Annotated in this window: 14 protein-coding genes and 1 tRNA gene; 11 read left to right on the plus strand and 4 right to left on the minus strand. The window is 55.1% G+C overall.

Features of this window, described 5'->3' with window-relative positions; translation table 11 throughout:
- Window positions 1-15: 15 nt before the first annotated feature.
- Window positions 16-150 (minus strand): hypothetical protein, encoded by a 135-nt coding sequence (locus G7Y43_RS10735; RefSeq protein ID WP_255464368.1) that lies wholly within the window; start codon window positions 148-150, stop codon window positions 16-18.
- Window positions 143-1489: an ATP/GTP-binding protein gene (locus G7Y43_RS08200; protein ID WP_165045916.1), complete on the minus strand. Its 1347-nt coding sequence runs from the start codon at window positions 1487-1489 to the stop codon at window positions 143-145. Before G7Y43_RS08200 ends, G7Y43_RS10735 begins: the two co-directional genes overlap by 8 nt.
- Before the next feature lie 539 nt (window positions 1490-2028).
- Between G7Y43_RS08200 and G7Y43_RS08205 the strand changes: the two genes are divergently transcribed.
- The 4 genes from G7Y43_RS08205 to G7Y43_RS08220 all read left to right on the plus strand — a co-directional run bounded on the left by G7Y43_RS08205 (window position 2029) and on the right by G7Y43_RS08220 (window position 3655).
- Complete coding sequence (locus G7Y43_RS08205) at window positions 2029-2265, plus strand: ribbon-helix-helix domain-containing protein (RefSeq protein ID WP_165045918.1); 237 nt, start codon at window positions 2029-2031, stop codon at window positions 2263-2265.
- On the plus strand, window positions 2231-2521 hold the full coding sequence (locus G7Y43_RS08210) for a type II toxin-antitoxin system RelE/ParE family toxin (protein ID WP_255464369.1): 291 nt from the start codon (window positions 2231-2233) through the stop codon (window positions 2519-2521). Before G7Y43_RS08205 ends, G7Y43_RS08210 begins: the two co-directional genes overlap by 35 nt.
- Window positions 2522-2903: 382 nt before the next feature.
- Window positions 2904-3176, plus strand: a complete 273-nt coding sequence (locus tag G7Y43_RS08215; RefSeq protein WP_165045922.1) for a DUF1778 domain-containing protein — start codon at window positions 2904-2906, stop codon at window positions 3174-3176.
- On the plus strand, window positions 3173-3655 hold the full coding sequence (locus G7Y43_RS08220; RefSeq protein ID WP_165045924.1) for a GNAT family N-acetyltransferase: 483 nt from the start codon (window positions 3173-3175) through the stop codon (window positions 3653-3655). The genes G7Y43_RS08215 and G7Y43_RS08220 overlap by 4 nt, the downstream gene beginning before the upstream one ends.
- Before the next feature lie 478 nt (window positions 3656-4133).
- Here the strand turns inward: G7Y43_RS08220 and G7Y43_RS08225 are convergent.
- Window positions 4134-4210 (minus strand) — tRNA-Asp (locus tag G7Y43_RS08225).
- A 293-nt stretch (window positions 4211-4503) separates the two neighbouring features.
- On the opposite strand from G7Y43_RS08225, the gene G7Y43_RS08230 reads away from it, so the two are divergent.
- From G7Y43_RS08230 to G7Y43_RS08260, 7 genes are all read left to right on the plus strand, one after another.
- Window positions 4504-6699: an ABC transporter ATP-binding protein gene (locus tag G7Y43_RS08230; protein WP_165045926.1), complete on the plus strand. Its 2196-nt coding sequence runs from the start codon at window positions 4504-4506 to the stop codon at window positions 6697-6699.
- The gene (locus G7Y43_RS08235) at window positions 6696-8561 is read left to right on the plus strand and encodes an ABC transporter ATP-binding protein (RefSeq protein ID WP_165045927.1); all 1866 of its coding nucleotides are present in this window, start codon (window positions 6696-6698) and stop codon (window positions 8559-8561) included. Before G7Y43_RS08230 ends, G7Y43_RS08235 begins: the two co-directional genes overlap by 4 nt.
- Before the next feature lie 42 nt (window positions 8562-8603).
- Entirely contained in the window at window positions 8604-9284 is a 681-nt protein-coding gene (locus G7Y43_RS08240) for an HAD family phosphatase (protein ID WP_165045929.1), read from the plus strand.
- Window positions 9285-9628: 344 nt separating this feature from the next.
- Window positions 9629-11224 (plus strand): ribonucleotide reductase subunit alpha, encoded by a 1596-nt coding sequence (locus G7Y43_RS08245; RefSeq protein WP_165045930.1) that lies wholly within the window; start codon window positions 9629-9631, stop codon window positions 11222-11224.
- Window positions 11225-11226: 2 nt separating this feature from the next.
- Window positions 11227-11763, plus strand: coding sequence for an Rrf2 family transcriptional regulator (locus G7Y43_RS08250; RefSeq protein ID WP_165045931.1), 537 nt, complete (start codon window positions 11227-11229; stop codon window positions 11761-11763).
- 25 nt (window positions 11764-11788) lie between these two features.
- Window positions 11789-12673: an adenine glycosylase gene (locus tag G7Y43_RS08255; protein ID WP_165045932.1), complete on the plus strand. Its 885-nt coding sequence runs from the start codon at window positions 11789-11791 to the stop codon at window positions 12671-12673.
- Between the two features lie 3 nt (window positions 12674-12676).
- Complete coding sequence (locus tag G7Y43_RS08260) at window positions 12677-13255, plus strand: manganese efflux pump MntP family protein (RefSeq protein WP_165045933.1); 579 nt, start codon at window positions 12677-12679, stop codon at window positions 13253-13255.
- A 324-nt stretch (window positions 13256-13579) separates the two neighbouring features.
- Here the strand turns inward: G7Y43_RS08260 and pheA are convergent, their stop codons facing one another.
- The gene (pheA, locus tag G7Y43_RS08265) at window positions 13580-14431 is read right to left on the minus strand and encodes a prephenate dehydratase (RefSeq protein ID WP_165045934.1); all 852 of its coding nucleotides are present in this window, start codon (window positions 14429-14431) and stop codon (window positions 13580-13582) included.
- Window positions 14432-14672 lie beyond the last annotated feature (241 nt).

Consider the following 14672-nt stretch of genomic DNA (forward strand, 5'->3'; position numbering starts at 1 on the left):
GCGAACGCATCCCCTTTAGGGGCGGCCGGCAAGAGTGCGCTGGGCCATCGCGGCTTGCCGCCGCCGGCATTCGCGACCCTTACAGGGTCGCCCAATCAAGCCACCGGCTATGCCGGTGGTCATGACTGAGTCGTTCTTTCTCTTAGCCACGTGCACCCGCCTTCCCCAACATAGGAATCCCGCCGAAGCGGCCGTCGAGGTAGCTGCGTATCAGGTCCTTGTCGAAGCGGATGCCGCTGAACTCCGCTAACCCCACCAGTACGGAGCAGCCGTCGGTACCACGCTGGGCTATGTACATCTCGTCGCGGCGCATGAGGAACTGGTCCATGAGCAGCAAGTCGTGCGTTGTGAATAGTAGCTGCTTACGCGTGTTCGCGCCGCAGGTCGAAAGAAAGTCTTCGATCAGGCGCTTCGTGAGCATGGTGTGCAGGCAGCGGTCGAGCTCATCGACGACGTAAACCTTGGCCTGCGCCGAGCCGTCGGTGTTCTGCAGATCGAAGAGCATGGGCAAAAGACCCATGAGGCGCTGGGTCCCCGAGGACTCCATGCCGAGACTGAACCTGCGCTCCCTGCCATCCGGGCCCACATGAACGGTGCGCAGGCGTTCCACCCGCGGCGCGCCCTCATCGGAGTGAACGGTCAGCATTTCGAATCCGTAGTCGCCGGCGCCCTTCTCCATGACGACGGTGATGAGCTCATCACCATCAAGCTCCGCCATGCTCCGGCGCAGCTTTGCGTCTTTGGGCAGGACGTCGGGCTCGACGCCCTCGCCGACGAGGCCGACGATGCCCGTGTCTAGGCGGGACAAGGCGGCTGCGGCGTATTCGAGGAAGCCCTCGCGACCGACGGCTGCGGTGGCGAACGACCACGCCTGGGACTCGACGCCGACGAGTTCCAAGGTCTCGGAAATCCACTCATAGGCATCGGCTAGTTCGGCCACGTTCTGCGCGTACGCATTCCCGAGAAATGTCTGGTTTTTGCGCGTGGACCTTCCGACGAAGGAGAGGTAGTCGGCGGACCCGAGGGCCTCGCCGAATGCGTAAACCCCGACGTCCCCGCTCTCGTCGCGCTCGAATACGTCAGCTCCGCCCCTCTCGGTCAAGACTTCGAGGGACTCGTAGGAGATTCCGTCTATTGTAGCCTCTACGACGTACCGGTAGACGGTGTCGGCGGCAAGGAACGTGATGTCAAATACGGTGGGCTTGCTCTCGGTTCCGCCTTCGAGCATGAACGGACTGACCGGAAGGACGCCATCCACTCCAGGGTCGACGGTGACCATGTGCTTCAAAGCGGCGATTCCTTTGAATATCCCCGTCTTGCCGGAAGCGTTGCCGCCGTACACGGCGCCTATGGGCAAGGCCTTCTTGCTGCGAAACCTAGGGATCTTCGCGAGGGTTTCCCCATGCTGTCGCTCCAGGGAAGCGACCATGTTCAGCGACACCTCATCTCTGTACGACATCCAGTTTCCCACCGTGAAGTTGAGCAGCATGTTTTCCATCCTTTCTTGGTTGCATTGAATGTGATAATATCACATTCAATGCAACTTACAAGCCTGTACAGATTGCATCACGATAACAACGGAGGTTTGCGAGCTGGATTCTGAAATGTTTTCAACGAGATAAGTTAGCGGCTCTGGAGAAACTGAGCTAAGTCTTAATTCGTGTGGGAAAAACAGCCCAAGCTAATGACTGAACAGGTAAAACAAAGAGAATCTAACCTCAAGTTATCACTTGGGGGCAAAAAGAGGGCACACTAACCCAAGCCCTCCATAGAGTAGCTTCAAAATAGATGACCAAAAGCCAAAAAATCGAATATGTTACGACCTGTGTGGGGGAGACCTTGAGCCCATCGCGCTTGACCTATTCGGGCCTCTGCATATTTAGCTTCTAGCCGATAGGTGCCACAATCGTTGCAATCGTTGCAACCTGATGGAAGGAAGCTACTTATAAATGGTGGGAATGATTATGTATGTTAGAATGTTTAACACGTATAACACGTATAACACACCGCGAAACGAGGTGATTTAGTTTGGCAACTGCAACAGCGGCATTAAGAATGCCAGAAGAATTGTCTGCACGATATGACCGACTCGCAAAGGCAACTGGTCGTACAAAAACGTACTACATGACAGAAGCGCTTTCTGATTCGATAGATAGGCTCGAATACGAATACGGAATCTTGCAGCAGGTCGAAGATTGGCGAGCTGGTTGGCTGAAGACATACAACCTTGATGAGGTTGGTGAGATGCTTGGCCTGGACGATTAGCGTCTCTGATTCGGCGATAAAGTCTCTGAAAAAGATGGATAAACAAACCGCTAGACGCATCAGGGATGAGCTTAGGGAGATTTCGCAGCTGGAAGACCCTAGGAGTCGTGGCAAGGCTCTTGACGGAAACCTTGCGGGCTTATGGCGCTATCATGTCGGAGACTACCGCATTATATGCAACATAGAAGATGGCGTGATGGTTATTCTTGTGGTCGATGTTGCTCACAGGAGAGAAGTTTACAAGCATCGTAGGTAATGCATTTTAAGAAGGGGTAAAAGCCCCTTCTTTTCAGTGGTACTTCTTGCGGTTGGGGTCAAAATGTGGGTAAGTTTTAATTCGTGTGGGAAAAATAGCCAAATCTAATGTCTGAGCAGGTAAAACAAAGAGAATCTAACCTCAAGTTATCACTTGGGGGCAAAAAGAGGGCACACTAACTCAAGTCCTTCATTGAGTAGCTTCAAAAAGATGACCAAAAGCCAAATAATCGAATATGCTACATCTTCTTGCCGTCGGTGTAGACACCGCTGCGAAGGAAAGTGCCATCTCCGTTTCTTGAATCTATGATAATCTTGTATTGAAAGTACGGGGATAATACGTACAATTACAGATAAGATAGTTGAGGCAGAAAGGGGTGATTATGGCGACAGTAACCAAAGAAAAACGGTGTCGTATGGATCTGAGACTAACGCAGCCTCAGCGATCTAGTTACGAGACCGCCGCCGCTCTTAAGGGTCAGACACTTTCACAGTGGTCTACTAGTAAGTTGGATGAAGCTGCCCGTCGTGACATTGAAGAGGCGAACGTTACGAGGCTCGCTGCTAAGGCATTCGATTCTTTCTGTAAGATGCTCGACGAGCCTATGCCGAAGGCGACGCGCGACCTGCTCGCTCGCGATGAGATCTGGTCATGACAGTATTTTCCAGGCCAGTTCAGTTGCCGGTTGGGGCAGGTATCAAGGATTTTACCTGTGGCTCTGAAGTAGTGGATCGTTGGGTTGCCGAATACTCGGCTTCAGCGAGAAGACGCGGAACTGCGGTTATCTACGCGTCATACTGTGGCGAGAAGGTGGCTGGTTTCTATACCCTGAGTGCTCATAGTGTTGCTCGTGAGAGTGTTGGTGGAGGTTGGTTCACAAGAAATGCTCCTGAGCAGGTTCCAGCAGTGCTACTGGGAATGATGGGTGTAAGCGAGGAATACAAGGGTCGCGGCTTGGGTGCTGCTCTGCTTCGAGATGCCATTCTTAACTCGATGAAGATAGCAGAGCTTGCAGGAGCAAAGGCGCTCGTTGTTGATCCTGTCGATGAATCGGCTCGTGGGTTTTACGAGCATTTCGGGTTTACTGCTCTCATAGGTACGCACCGCATGGCACTGAAGCTCCAGTTTGGCTGAACTAGAATAACAGCTGCTAGTCGGGGTATTGAGGGTTAAGCGAGAGTCTAATCGCTATGCGCTCGTATAGACGCGCTTTTACTCCTACGGTGGTATTGCCTGTGTTCTCCATGTTCCTCTTGCTTTCCGAGGGTACGGGCTGCCATAGGGGTCTTGGGGGAGGTGCTAGTTTCCCTAAGACCCCAAACAGAACTGCGGACGGGCAAGGCATCCCGTCCCTCTATACGTTGATTAATGACACCCGTCCTGTTTTTCAAACTGTAAGACTTGGGGGCATGGGCAGACTCATAAAACGGCTCACCACGCAAAAACAGGCGGAAAACATGTGGGTAGGCTCAAGAGGGTGAAAACCGTGCAAAATACCACACGAATTAGCGGTTACCCCCTTTTTGGCCGCTGTTCGGGAAAAGTGAAACTTAACCCCAACGTTTCGGGCCTGATAAGGAAAAAGTCCCGTTTCTGGGACTTCTGAATTCGATGGCGGGATGTACGAGACTTGAACTCGCGACCTCCGACGTGACAGGCCGGCGCTCTAACCAACTGAGCTAACACCCCGTGCTCAAACAGCTTGTACATGATACCCATCCGGCTCGTATCGCGCAAGGCTTTTCTTCAACTTTTTAGAATCTTGTTTAACAATGGCGTAACAGTGAACAGCTCGGTAATTCTCTCATCACGTTAGGTGCTACATTACCTTCTCGATAAGAGAAACTATAGTCATGCTTTGAGAGTCCTGTGGGTTGGCGGGACTCTTTGTATGCTGCAGGAAATCGAAGCGAGAGCGAAATGGGCAAGTGGAAGCGGGTGTGCCTCCAATCGAGTGCCCAGGCGAAAGGGGAGCGTGAGTAATGAGGCTGATCCGCTACTTGAAAGGGTCGGTGGCAGCCGTGCTTGTCATCGTCGCCTTGCTGATCGTGCAGGCTTTCACTGACCTGGCTATTCCGCGATTCACATCGGACATCGTGGATGTTGGTATCCAACAGTCAGGAATAGAGCATGCGTCAGTTGAAGAGATGCGTGCAGAAACGTATCGGGTTGTTTCACTGCTGGTTGATGCGTCCGATGAAGCGCTGCTACAAAGCTCGTATCGTGAATCTGGCAAGGGAACCTATGTGCTCACTGACGAAGGGCGTCAGCGCATAGACGAGCTCGATCGCGCGCTGTCGGTGCCCATGGCTTACGTGGGTATGCTCGAGCGTGCTGACAGCACCGATATCGACCACCTCAAACAAGCCTTTGAGCAGGGAACATTATCGCGGGAAGACGCTCAAGCCAAGGTTGACCAAATGCTTGCGGAATTGGGCGACGGAAGCGACGCTCTTGTGTATCAGCAGGCACTGGCGGCAGCGAAGGCCGAGTACGAGGCGCTCGGATGGGATGTGGCCGGAATACAGTCTGCCTATCTGTGGCGCGTTGGCCTGCGCATGCTGGCCTTAGCGGCTCTGGGCATGTCGGCGGCAATCGGCGTCGGTTTCGTTGCTTCTCGCACGGCTGCTGGCATTGCCGCCAATCTTCGCGCGCGCCTGTATGGGCGGGTGCTATCGTTTTCGCACGCCGAGGTAGCGCGCTTCTCGCCCGCATCTCTTATAACACGGGGAACGAACGACATCCAGCTCATCCAGATGGTGGAGGTCATGCTACTGCGTATGGTGCTCTACGCGCCGATTCTCGCTATCGGCGGCATCGTCATGATCGCAACTACCAACGTGTCAATGGGTTGGGTTATCGCGCTTGCCGTGGTGGCCATCTTTGTAATCATCGGGCTTTTGATGAGTATTGCCATGCCGAAGTTCAAGATCATGCAGTATCTGGTTGATGGGGTGAACCGTACTGCTCGCGAGATGCTTGTAGGCTTGCCAGTCATTCGCGCGTTTAACCGACAAAACCACGAGCAAGGTCGTTTCGATAAGGCCAGCCGAAAGCTCATGGATACACAATTGTTCACGAATCGGGTCATGACGTTCATGATGCCCGCCATGATGCTTATCATGAATGCCACGTCGGTTGCTATCGTGTGGGTGGGTGCGAGCTACGTTGATGCCGGCACAATCCAGACAGGTGACCTCATTGCCTTCATCACCTATTCTATGGTGGTTATCATGAGTTTTTTGGTCATTGGCATGATATCCATCATGCTACCGCGTGCCAATGTGGCGGCCGAGCGTGTGGACGAGGTGTTAGGCACACAGGGAAGTATCGTTGACCCAGAAAAGGAAACCCAGGTAGCGAACATACCTGCGTCTGCCGCAGTCCCCTTAGCCGCCCGCATCGAGTTTCGCGACGTGAGCTTCCGCTACGGCGAAGGCAGCGAGCTTGCGCTCGACCAGGTGAGCTTTGTGGCTGAAGCCGGCAAGACTACTGCCATCATCGGATCAACCGGTTCGGGAAAGAGCACCATCTGTCGTCTCATTGAGCGTTTCTACGATGCGACGGAAGGACAGGTACTATTCGACGGCACTGACGTGCGCAATATGTCACAACGCGATCTGCGCCGTCAGATCGGCTACGTTGGACAGCAAGCCTTTCTGTTCAGCGGCACCGTTGAATCAAATGTTGCCTATACCGACGGCGGCCGCGCGCTTGACCCACAACGCATGCTCGAAGCGCTTTCGATTGCACAGGCCGCTGACTTCGTGTCAGGCATGGACGGTGGCATTGCGGCTCCCATCAGCCAGGGCGGCACCAACGTGTCGGGTGGGCAGCGACAGCGTCTCTCCATTGCTCGCGCGCTGTACCCCAAGGTGCGTGCCTATGTGTTTGACGATAGCTTCTCGGCACTCGATTATAAAACTGAGTCGGCGCTGCGCCGTGAAATGGCGAAGCACACCGGTGGGGCAACGGTGGTACTTGTCGCGCAGCGCATTGCGTCGGTCATGCATGCCGATTCCATTGTTGTGCTCGACGAGGGGCGCGTGGTGGGGCAGGGCTCCCATCGTGAGCTGCTGGAAACGTGCGAAGCGTACCGCGAAATAGCACAGTCGCAGCTTTCTCCCGAAGAATTGAAACCGCACGTCGTGCTGGCGAAGGGAGGTGACGCCCGATGAGTGAGCAAAACGTGCGTCCTGTACAGCGCCCCCACAGGGGACACGGGCCGATGCGGGGTATGATGCCCGGCGAGAAACCCAAGGACTTCCGTCGAACGTTGTCCCGCATGATTGCATTTCTCGGCGCTTTTAAGGTGCCGCTTGCTGCAGCGGTGCTGTTTGCCATTGGGTCGACGGTGTTCAGTATCGTCGGTCCGAAGGTGCTTTCGACAGCAACGACTGAGCTGTTTAGTGGTTTAGTAGCGAAGGTTGATGGCACGGGTGGTATCAATTTCGATACTATTGGCTCCATTCTGTTGGCGACACTCGGGCTCTACGGGCTGTCGGCGGCATGCTCGTTTGCGCAAAGTTGGCTGATGACGGGCGTGTCGCAGCGGGCGTGCTACCAGCTGCGTGGTGAGATCGCACGCAAAATCGATCGCATGTCCACTTCGCGTTTCGACGACACCTCTACTGGCGATGTACTTTCGCGCATTACGAACGATGTCGACGTGCTGGGACAGAGCTTAAATCAAGGTGTCACGCAGCTTATCACCTCAAGCGTTACCATCGTAGGCGTGTTGGCCATGATGCTGTCTATCAACCCGCTTATGACACTCATTGCGCTTGGTATGCTGCCGATCTCTGCGGTGCTGGTAGGCGTGGTGGTGAAAGTATCTCAGAAGCACTTCGTTCGCCAGCAGAATCTGCTTGGCAAGGTGAACGGGTTGGTTGAAGAAACGTTCTCCGGGTTCGAGGTGGTGAAGGCGTTTGGTTCCGAAAAATCTTGCGAGCAAACGTTTGAGCAGGTGAACGAGCGCTTGCGCGAGTCGGCGTGGAAATCGCAGTTCCTTACGGGCATGATGCAGCCGATCATGGGATTTGTGGGAAACTTAGGGTACATCGCAGTTGCCATATCGGGAAGCTTCTTTGCTGTTCGTGGTATTGTGACCGTTGGCGACATTCAGGCGTTTATTCAGTACGTGAAGAATTTCACGCAGCCCATCACCCAGCTTACTCAGGTGTCGAACATGTTGCAGCAAATGGCTGCTGCCGCCGAACGTGTCTTCGAATTCTTAGACGAACCTGAAGCCGATGGTGTAGCAGATGACGTTGAAGCGGCGCGCATACGCGCCGAAGGGCTCACCTGCGACGTTGAGTTCGATCACGTGCGATTTGGCTACGATTCGGATAAGCCTGTCATCGGCGATTTTTCCGCGCACATCAAGCAAGGGCAAACGGTGGCACTTGTGGGCCCGACAGGCGCTGGTAAAACCACACTCGTGAAGCTGCTCATGCGATTCTACGACGTTCAGGCCGGTGCGATCCGCATTGGCGGCACCGACATTCGCGACCTTCCGCGAAGCTGCGTGCGCGAGTTGTTTGGTATGGTACTGCAAGATGCATGGCTGTTCGGCGGGACCATTCGGGAGAACATCCGTTACGGCAACCTTGACGCTACCGACGAGCAGGTGGAGCTTGCGGCACGCGCGGCGTACGTACACCGCTTCGTTATGACGCTGCCCGACGGCTACGACACTGTCATCAGCGAAGATGCCGGGAATATTAGCCAAGGCCAGAGGCAGTTGCTCACTATTGCGCGGGCGATTCTGGCAAATCGACGTATGCTCATTCTCGATGAAGCTACGAGCTCGGTTGACACCCGCACCGAAGAGCGTATCCAAAAAGCCATGGACAATCTGATGCAGGGGCGCACCTCGTTTATCATCGCGCATCGTTTGTCAACCATCGTGCAGGCTGATCTGATACTGGTCATCAACAATGGCGACATTGTGGAGCAGGGCACACACGACGAGCTGCTTGCGCTTGGCGGTTTCTATGCACAATTGTACAATTCACAGTTCCAGGGAAATACTGATTGATTCTCTGGGGAACCACAAGAAAACGTCGGAAGGCTTACGTTGATGATAAGCGATGCGCCGGTACGTCTGGCGGTATTCGACTTCGATGGAACCAGTATCCGGGGAAACTCCCCGGTTTTGCTGGTGCGTCATCTTGTGCGAAAGCGCATGCTTCCGCCAAGTGTGGTCGTGCGCATCCTGCTGTGGGCGGTGGCGTACAAGCTGCGCTTGCCGCAGAATGAGAGCTGGGTGCGCTGTTTGGTTTTTCGCGCGTTTGCGAGAAAGCCTGTCCGTGAGGTTGACCAGTTTTTACGCGACTTCTACGACAGTACGGTTGAAAGGCGCTTTCGGACGCAAGCCGACGAGGCAATGCATCAACATACCGAGGCAGGTGAAGTTGTTGTGGTGGTGTCGGCCACCTTCGAACCGCTGGTTTTGCGCGCTATGGAAAGCCACTCCTTTCAGTATCAGATATCAACACGAATGAAGGTGGCTGCCGACGAAACGTACACAAACGAGGTCGAAGGTTTACCGGTTGAAGGCGCCCGGAAGCTTTCAGCAGTGCGTGAGTTTGCTAATGCGCAGTTCGGGGAAGACGGTTGGAAACTGGCTTTTGCGTACGGTGACCACCATTCCGACCGCAGTATTTTACAGGCAGCTGAAACCGCCTACGCGGTTAACCCTGATCGGCCGCTTGCGCGTATGGCACGTCGATGTGGGTGGCCGGTGCTTCGCTGGCGCTAGGGAAATACTGATTAAAGCCGTCTTGTCCTGCGCGGGCGGGGCGGATGCCCGAAGGTCGAAAACCGAGAGCGCGCACTGACGTGCGTAAACGAGGTTTGAGACTTTCGGGCGCTGCCCCGTACGTGCAGGGCTGACGGAATTAATCAGCATTTCCCTAGGGATTATCTGCGTGTGTCAAGGGTTTTTGTAGCACGTCGCTCGGTCACCGCGTAGGCGTACAGTGGCGCTTGCAGTCTTTGTGCAGTGGTCGCATTGCTGCAATGCGTCGGATACAATGTTGGTTTGCGACACTTCAGTTACGATAGAAGCATACGAGTCATGCGTATAAGCAAAGGAGGTTGGGTATGTTTGAAAACGACGGATCTGCGTCACCCAGCCAAAACGACGAATATCGGCAATCGCCCCAAGACTATCTGATGCAAGCCGAGTGTGCTTGTGCAAGTGGCGATGAGGTGCTTGGCATGCATCTGTATCTGGCGGCGTTCGAACGGCTCTCGCACGAGGGAGGCTCTCCTGCTGCTACTGAGGCAGCGCTTGCCAGCCTGAAGAGCGCGTGGGATCTTGCGTGCAAATTGCGTGAGCGCACTATCGCTGAATATGTATTCGAACGCTTAGGACACTTCCTTAAGCCCGATGAGGTAGATGCGTGTGCATTACAGCTGCAAGACCTTGCGTTTGACAAGCTACAGGAGTTCGGGCTTACGCGTGAGGATTTGCAAGGAGTTACCGATCTGATCGCGCAAGAGGCGCGCGCAGCTGTAGGCGACGTTCTCGCGCAGGATGTCGATCTGCGCATGGATGAAACTGATACTCTTCGCGCCGCTGTACAGGAAAGCGAAAGCGATACGACAGTGGTGCCTTCTGCGGTGTCCCCAATGGTACCTGCAGCGTCGTCTACGCCAGACGCGCAGAGGGTACCGAAACCCGTCATCAAGAGCATCACGCCCCTCACAATCAATGTTCCCAAGGCTGCCACCTCTACCGGCGGGCATGCGCAAAGCGCTGCGACTGTCGAACGCGTGAGATATAGCGACCTTGTTGGGTTCGACCGCGCTATTGCGGCTATGCGCAGCCATGGTGTGGGCATGCAGAAAGACCCTCAGTTCCAGCAGTTGGTTGAGCTGCTTAACAAGCGTCACGGCGTTGAGGGCATGCCCGTCTGTGACGCGCTCCTGTTCAGCTCTCCTGCTCGTGAAGATGCTGCCCGCTTCATGGAGGCAACGTTTGGCGAGTTGGAATTGCCGGGCGTTCGTATGCGCATGGAAGAGGGCATTTCTGGTATGCCAGTCTTGTGCGTGATGTCGCAATCTGACAACCAACCAAAACTCAACGCTGCGAAAAACGGTTTCGACGGCGAAGGGGTGCTGTTGCTCGAAGACATCGATTTGTGGGTGTCGCCGTTTGTTGACCAACAACCTGCTGAGGACTTAGGTGGGCTTCTTATTGCGAGCCTGTCGCGTGGTGCTCGCGAGGCTATGAATCTTATCCGGTCGGCCGTGGAGCACCCAGGTGTTCACGTGCTTGCTTCGATGTCGAGCATTGGCGAGGTTGACCCGTTCTTCCTCGATATGCTTGAACCGCTTACTGTCATCGACATTGAGCTGCCTAATGCTAAGGAGCGTGCCGACATTTGGATGGAAATCGCTCGCGAACATCCCTCTATGCGCGGCATCGACCGCGCCGCACTCGTGCGACATTCGGCGAACCTTCCTCGTTTCGATTTGTATATGGCGGCGAAGGAAGCCGTTGATGAGGCATACCGTGATAGCTTAGCGGTACGTGGGTACGTTCCCGTCACTGCGAGTAACCTGTTTGAGAAAATTGCAGCCTACCAGCCGCTCGAATCGCCCGAGTACCGCCGTTTAGAAGATGAGGTGGTGGGTTCTCTGCGCAACGACTTTGATGAGCTTGAGCGCTATATGAACGGGGAGATTAGCTGACAATGGATATAACCAAGCGTTCCGATTACGCATTCCGCATGCTGAGAGCGGCCTACGATAATCTTGGTACGCTCGTGTCAGTGGCTGACGTAGCTAAGACCGAGGACATTCCGTACTCGTTTGCGCGCAGCATTCAGCATGATTTAGTAAAAGGTGGCCTGTTGAAGACCGCCCGCGGATCGAGCGGCGGGTTTTCGCTTGCGTGTGATCCTCGAACCACTACGCTCCTCGACGTGGTGGAAGCGGTGCAGGGTCCGGTTGTTGTGGCGCCGTGTTCGTCACATGCCGATCTGTGCGCCTTCAGCGATGGCTGCGCGTACAATCAGCTGTGGGCAGGTGCGAGTGCGATGCTGAACGCCTACTTCGCTTCTATCACGCTGCACGATCTGTTTTGCTTGAAGGCCGACCATCCGTCGATCCGCCGTGCGAAGGCAGGGGCTGGGTTTAAGGCGTGCATAGGTTCCGGCGTTGGTAATTTCTCGTGTGGGGACGTTATGGCGGTTGGTACTCCGAATGGCACCAACAGTGACTGCGCATAAGCGGAAAGGGGTGGCTTGCTCGCATATGTCCGCACAAGACATGTGGCCGTCGTGTGTGCTCACACCCGACCAATTCGCCGAGCGCGTACTTGGGCAGGGCGAAGCCCATTTCAGAGAACTACCGTGGCGCTTTATTGACGACGCGTATGGTGTGCTTGTGTCTGAGGTTATGCTGCAGCAAACCCAAGTTTCGCGTGTGCTTGTGCGCTGGCCTCGTTTTATGCGAGTGTTTCCTTCCATTGATGCGTTGGCGGCCGCCGCCACCTCTGATGTGCTGGCGGAATGGCAGGGGCTTGGTTACAACCGCCGCGCGTTGGCGCTCAAACGTGCTGCCGAATTATGTGCAGCGAACTATGCCGGGAAGCTGCCCGAATCGTATGGGGAACTGTTGGCGTTGCCCGGCGTGGGGCCAGCGACAGCGGCGGGGGTCATAGCATTCGCTTTCAATCGGCCATCCGTGTATGTGGAAACCAACGTGCGAGCGGTTTTCCTACATGAGGTGTTTCCTGACCGTGATCAGATTCCCGATCGCGAGATTGCCCCGTTGGTTAAGCTCACGTGCCCGACACATGATCCGCGGCGTTGGTACTACGCGCTGCTCGACTATGGCGCACACCTGAAGGCGACGCTGCCGAACCCGTCGCGCCGCAGTGCCCATTATGCCAAGCAGAGCGCGTTTGAGGGGTCGCGTCGCCAGAAGCGTGCAGAGCTGGTGCGTATTGTGCTTGCGGGCGAGTCGGTTTCGCGCGAGAAAGCTGCCGCTGCGCTGGATGAATTTGAGCGATCGCACGGGCGCGGTCCGCTTCATCCCGATCTCTTCGAATCGCTGGTTGCCGATTTAACTGCCGAAGGCTTTTTTGCCGATGAAGGCGGGGTTCTTTGCGTTGACGATACGGAAAGCGAGGGTTAATCAATGGGATTCGTGGAGCTGTTTTTGATAGCCATCGGGTTGTCGATGGACGCGTTTGCCGTATCGGTATGTAAGGGCCTGTGCATGAAACGGGTCAACTGGGCGCACGCACTCGTGATAGCGGTGTTCTTTGGGGGCTTCCAGGGGCTTATGCCCGTGATCGGTTGGGCACTTGGCACGCAGTTTGCTACATTAATTACGCCGGTTGACCACTGGATCGCCTTTGGTTTACTCGCTTTCATTGGCGGGAAGATGTTGTGGGATGCGTTCCATGAAGACGAAGAAGCACTGGAATGCCCGGCTGAGCAGCGTCTCGATCTGCGTGAACTCGTGATGCTTGCCATCGCTACAAGCATTGATGCGCTCGCTGTGGGTATTACGTTTGCGTTCCTCGGCGTGAACATTGTTGCCGCTGCAGCGCTCATCGGCGTGACTACCTTCGCGCTCTCCTTTGTGGGTGTAGCAATTGGCAATCAGTTCGGTGCGCGCTTTGAGAAGCCCGCAACCATCGCAGGCGGTGTAGTACTTATTCTCATTGGCGTTAAAATCCTGCTCGAACATTTAGGTGTGCTCACCCTGTAGGGTGTATGCGCACAGGCTGGTTCACGCGCAGACGACACACCATGCTCATACAGGCTTCGCTTTGTGAAACAGCCACTGGGCTGTTTCAGTCGCTGCAGAACTGCGCGTGGTACGCCGCCTGCGCGTGAACCAGCCTGCACACAACATGCGGTAGGGTGAGTGGAAACTGGGTGGTGCTCATAAAGCGAGTTCCGCACGAGCCGAAACGCCCGGTGGGCGTTTCGTGCGAGCAGGACTGTTTGAGCGACTGAGTGCTGCCCAGCTTCCACTCACCTGGACAACTGCATGCATGGTGTGTCGTCTGCGCGTAAACCACCCTGTGCTCTAATCCATGGGGTAGCTGCCGATAACCTTTACTTCGCGCAGTTTCAATCGCAGGCAATTTAGCGCGGTTTGTACCGATAGATCATTGACGCTGCCCTCAAACTCGATGAAAAACATGTAGTCGCCGAGCACCTGCTTGGTGGGACGCGACTGGATCATCGACAAGTTAATGCCCGCATAGGCGAATTCCGACAAGATCATATGCAACGCACCCGCCTTGTCTCGCTGTAAGAACAGCGCGAGCGTGGTCTTGTAGCGTGATCCGGTAAGCTGCGGTGCGCTGCCGGGTTGCCCGATGAGAGCGAACGACGTCTGGTTTCCGCAGTGATCTTCAATGCCGCGCTCAACCACCTTCGCGCCGTAGAGTTCAGCGGCGTACGCGTTTGCTATGCCGGCAACACATTTGTCGCTCACAGCCAAGCGTGCACTTTCTGCAGTCGACGACGTAGAAATAGTCGTGCGTCCTGGCAGTTTTGCGGCGATGAACTTGCGACACTGCGCGAGTCCTTGGGTATGCGATGCGACGGTAGTCACGTCATCAATGCATGCATCCGGGTGAAGCACTAAGCAGTGATGAATGTCTACCACATGCTCGGCGAGGATGTTTGCCGACGTGTTAAAAGCGAAGTTATCGAGCGTGGCCGTGACTGGCCCCTCGATGGAGTTTTCCTTGCCGACCACGCCATAGGTACATTTTCCACGGTTCACGTAATCGAACACGTCATCGAACGACACGCATTCCACAAACGTGGCGTCTTCAAGGCCCATGCGTTTGGCGAAGGCGCAGGCTGCTTCGTTGCAGTAGGTGCCTTTCGGGCCAAGGTATGCGATAGAAACCGGTTGCGTGCTCATGCGTTCTCCTTGATTGTTCGATGCTTTCGGTATGTCCGACGTCACTTTGCGGGCTTGTTCGGAATGCAAAGCGCTATGATAGCCCACTTTTACGCTCGGGTGTGTGCTCGACGTTGTGCGAGCGAAACATTTCCCATTCTGTGGGTGGGTAATTTGTGTCCGTGAATGGACTGACCTGAAATATGGCCGGGCCGTTTATCGAGTATGACGCCCGAAGTGTCCCGAAGTGCCATCCGCTGGG

Source organism: Adlercreutzia sp. ZJ138, assembly GCF_011038935.1.
Taxonomy (GTDB): Bacteria; Actinomycetota; Coriobacteriia; order Coriobacteriales; family Eggerthellaceae; genus ZJ141.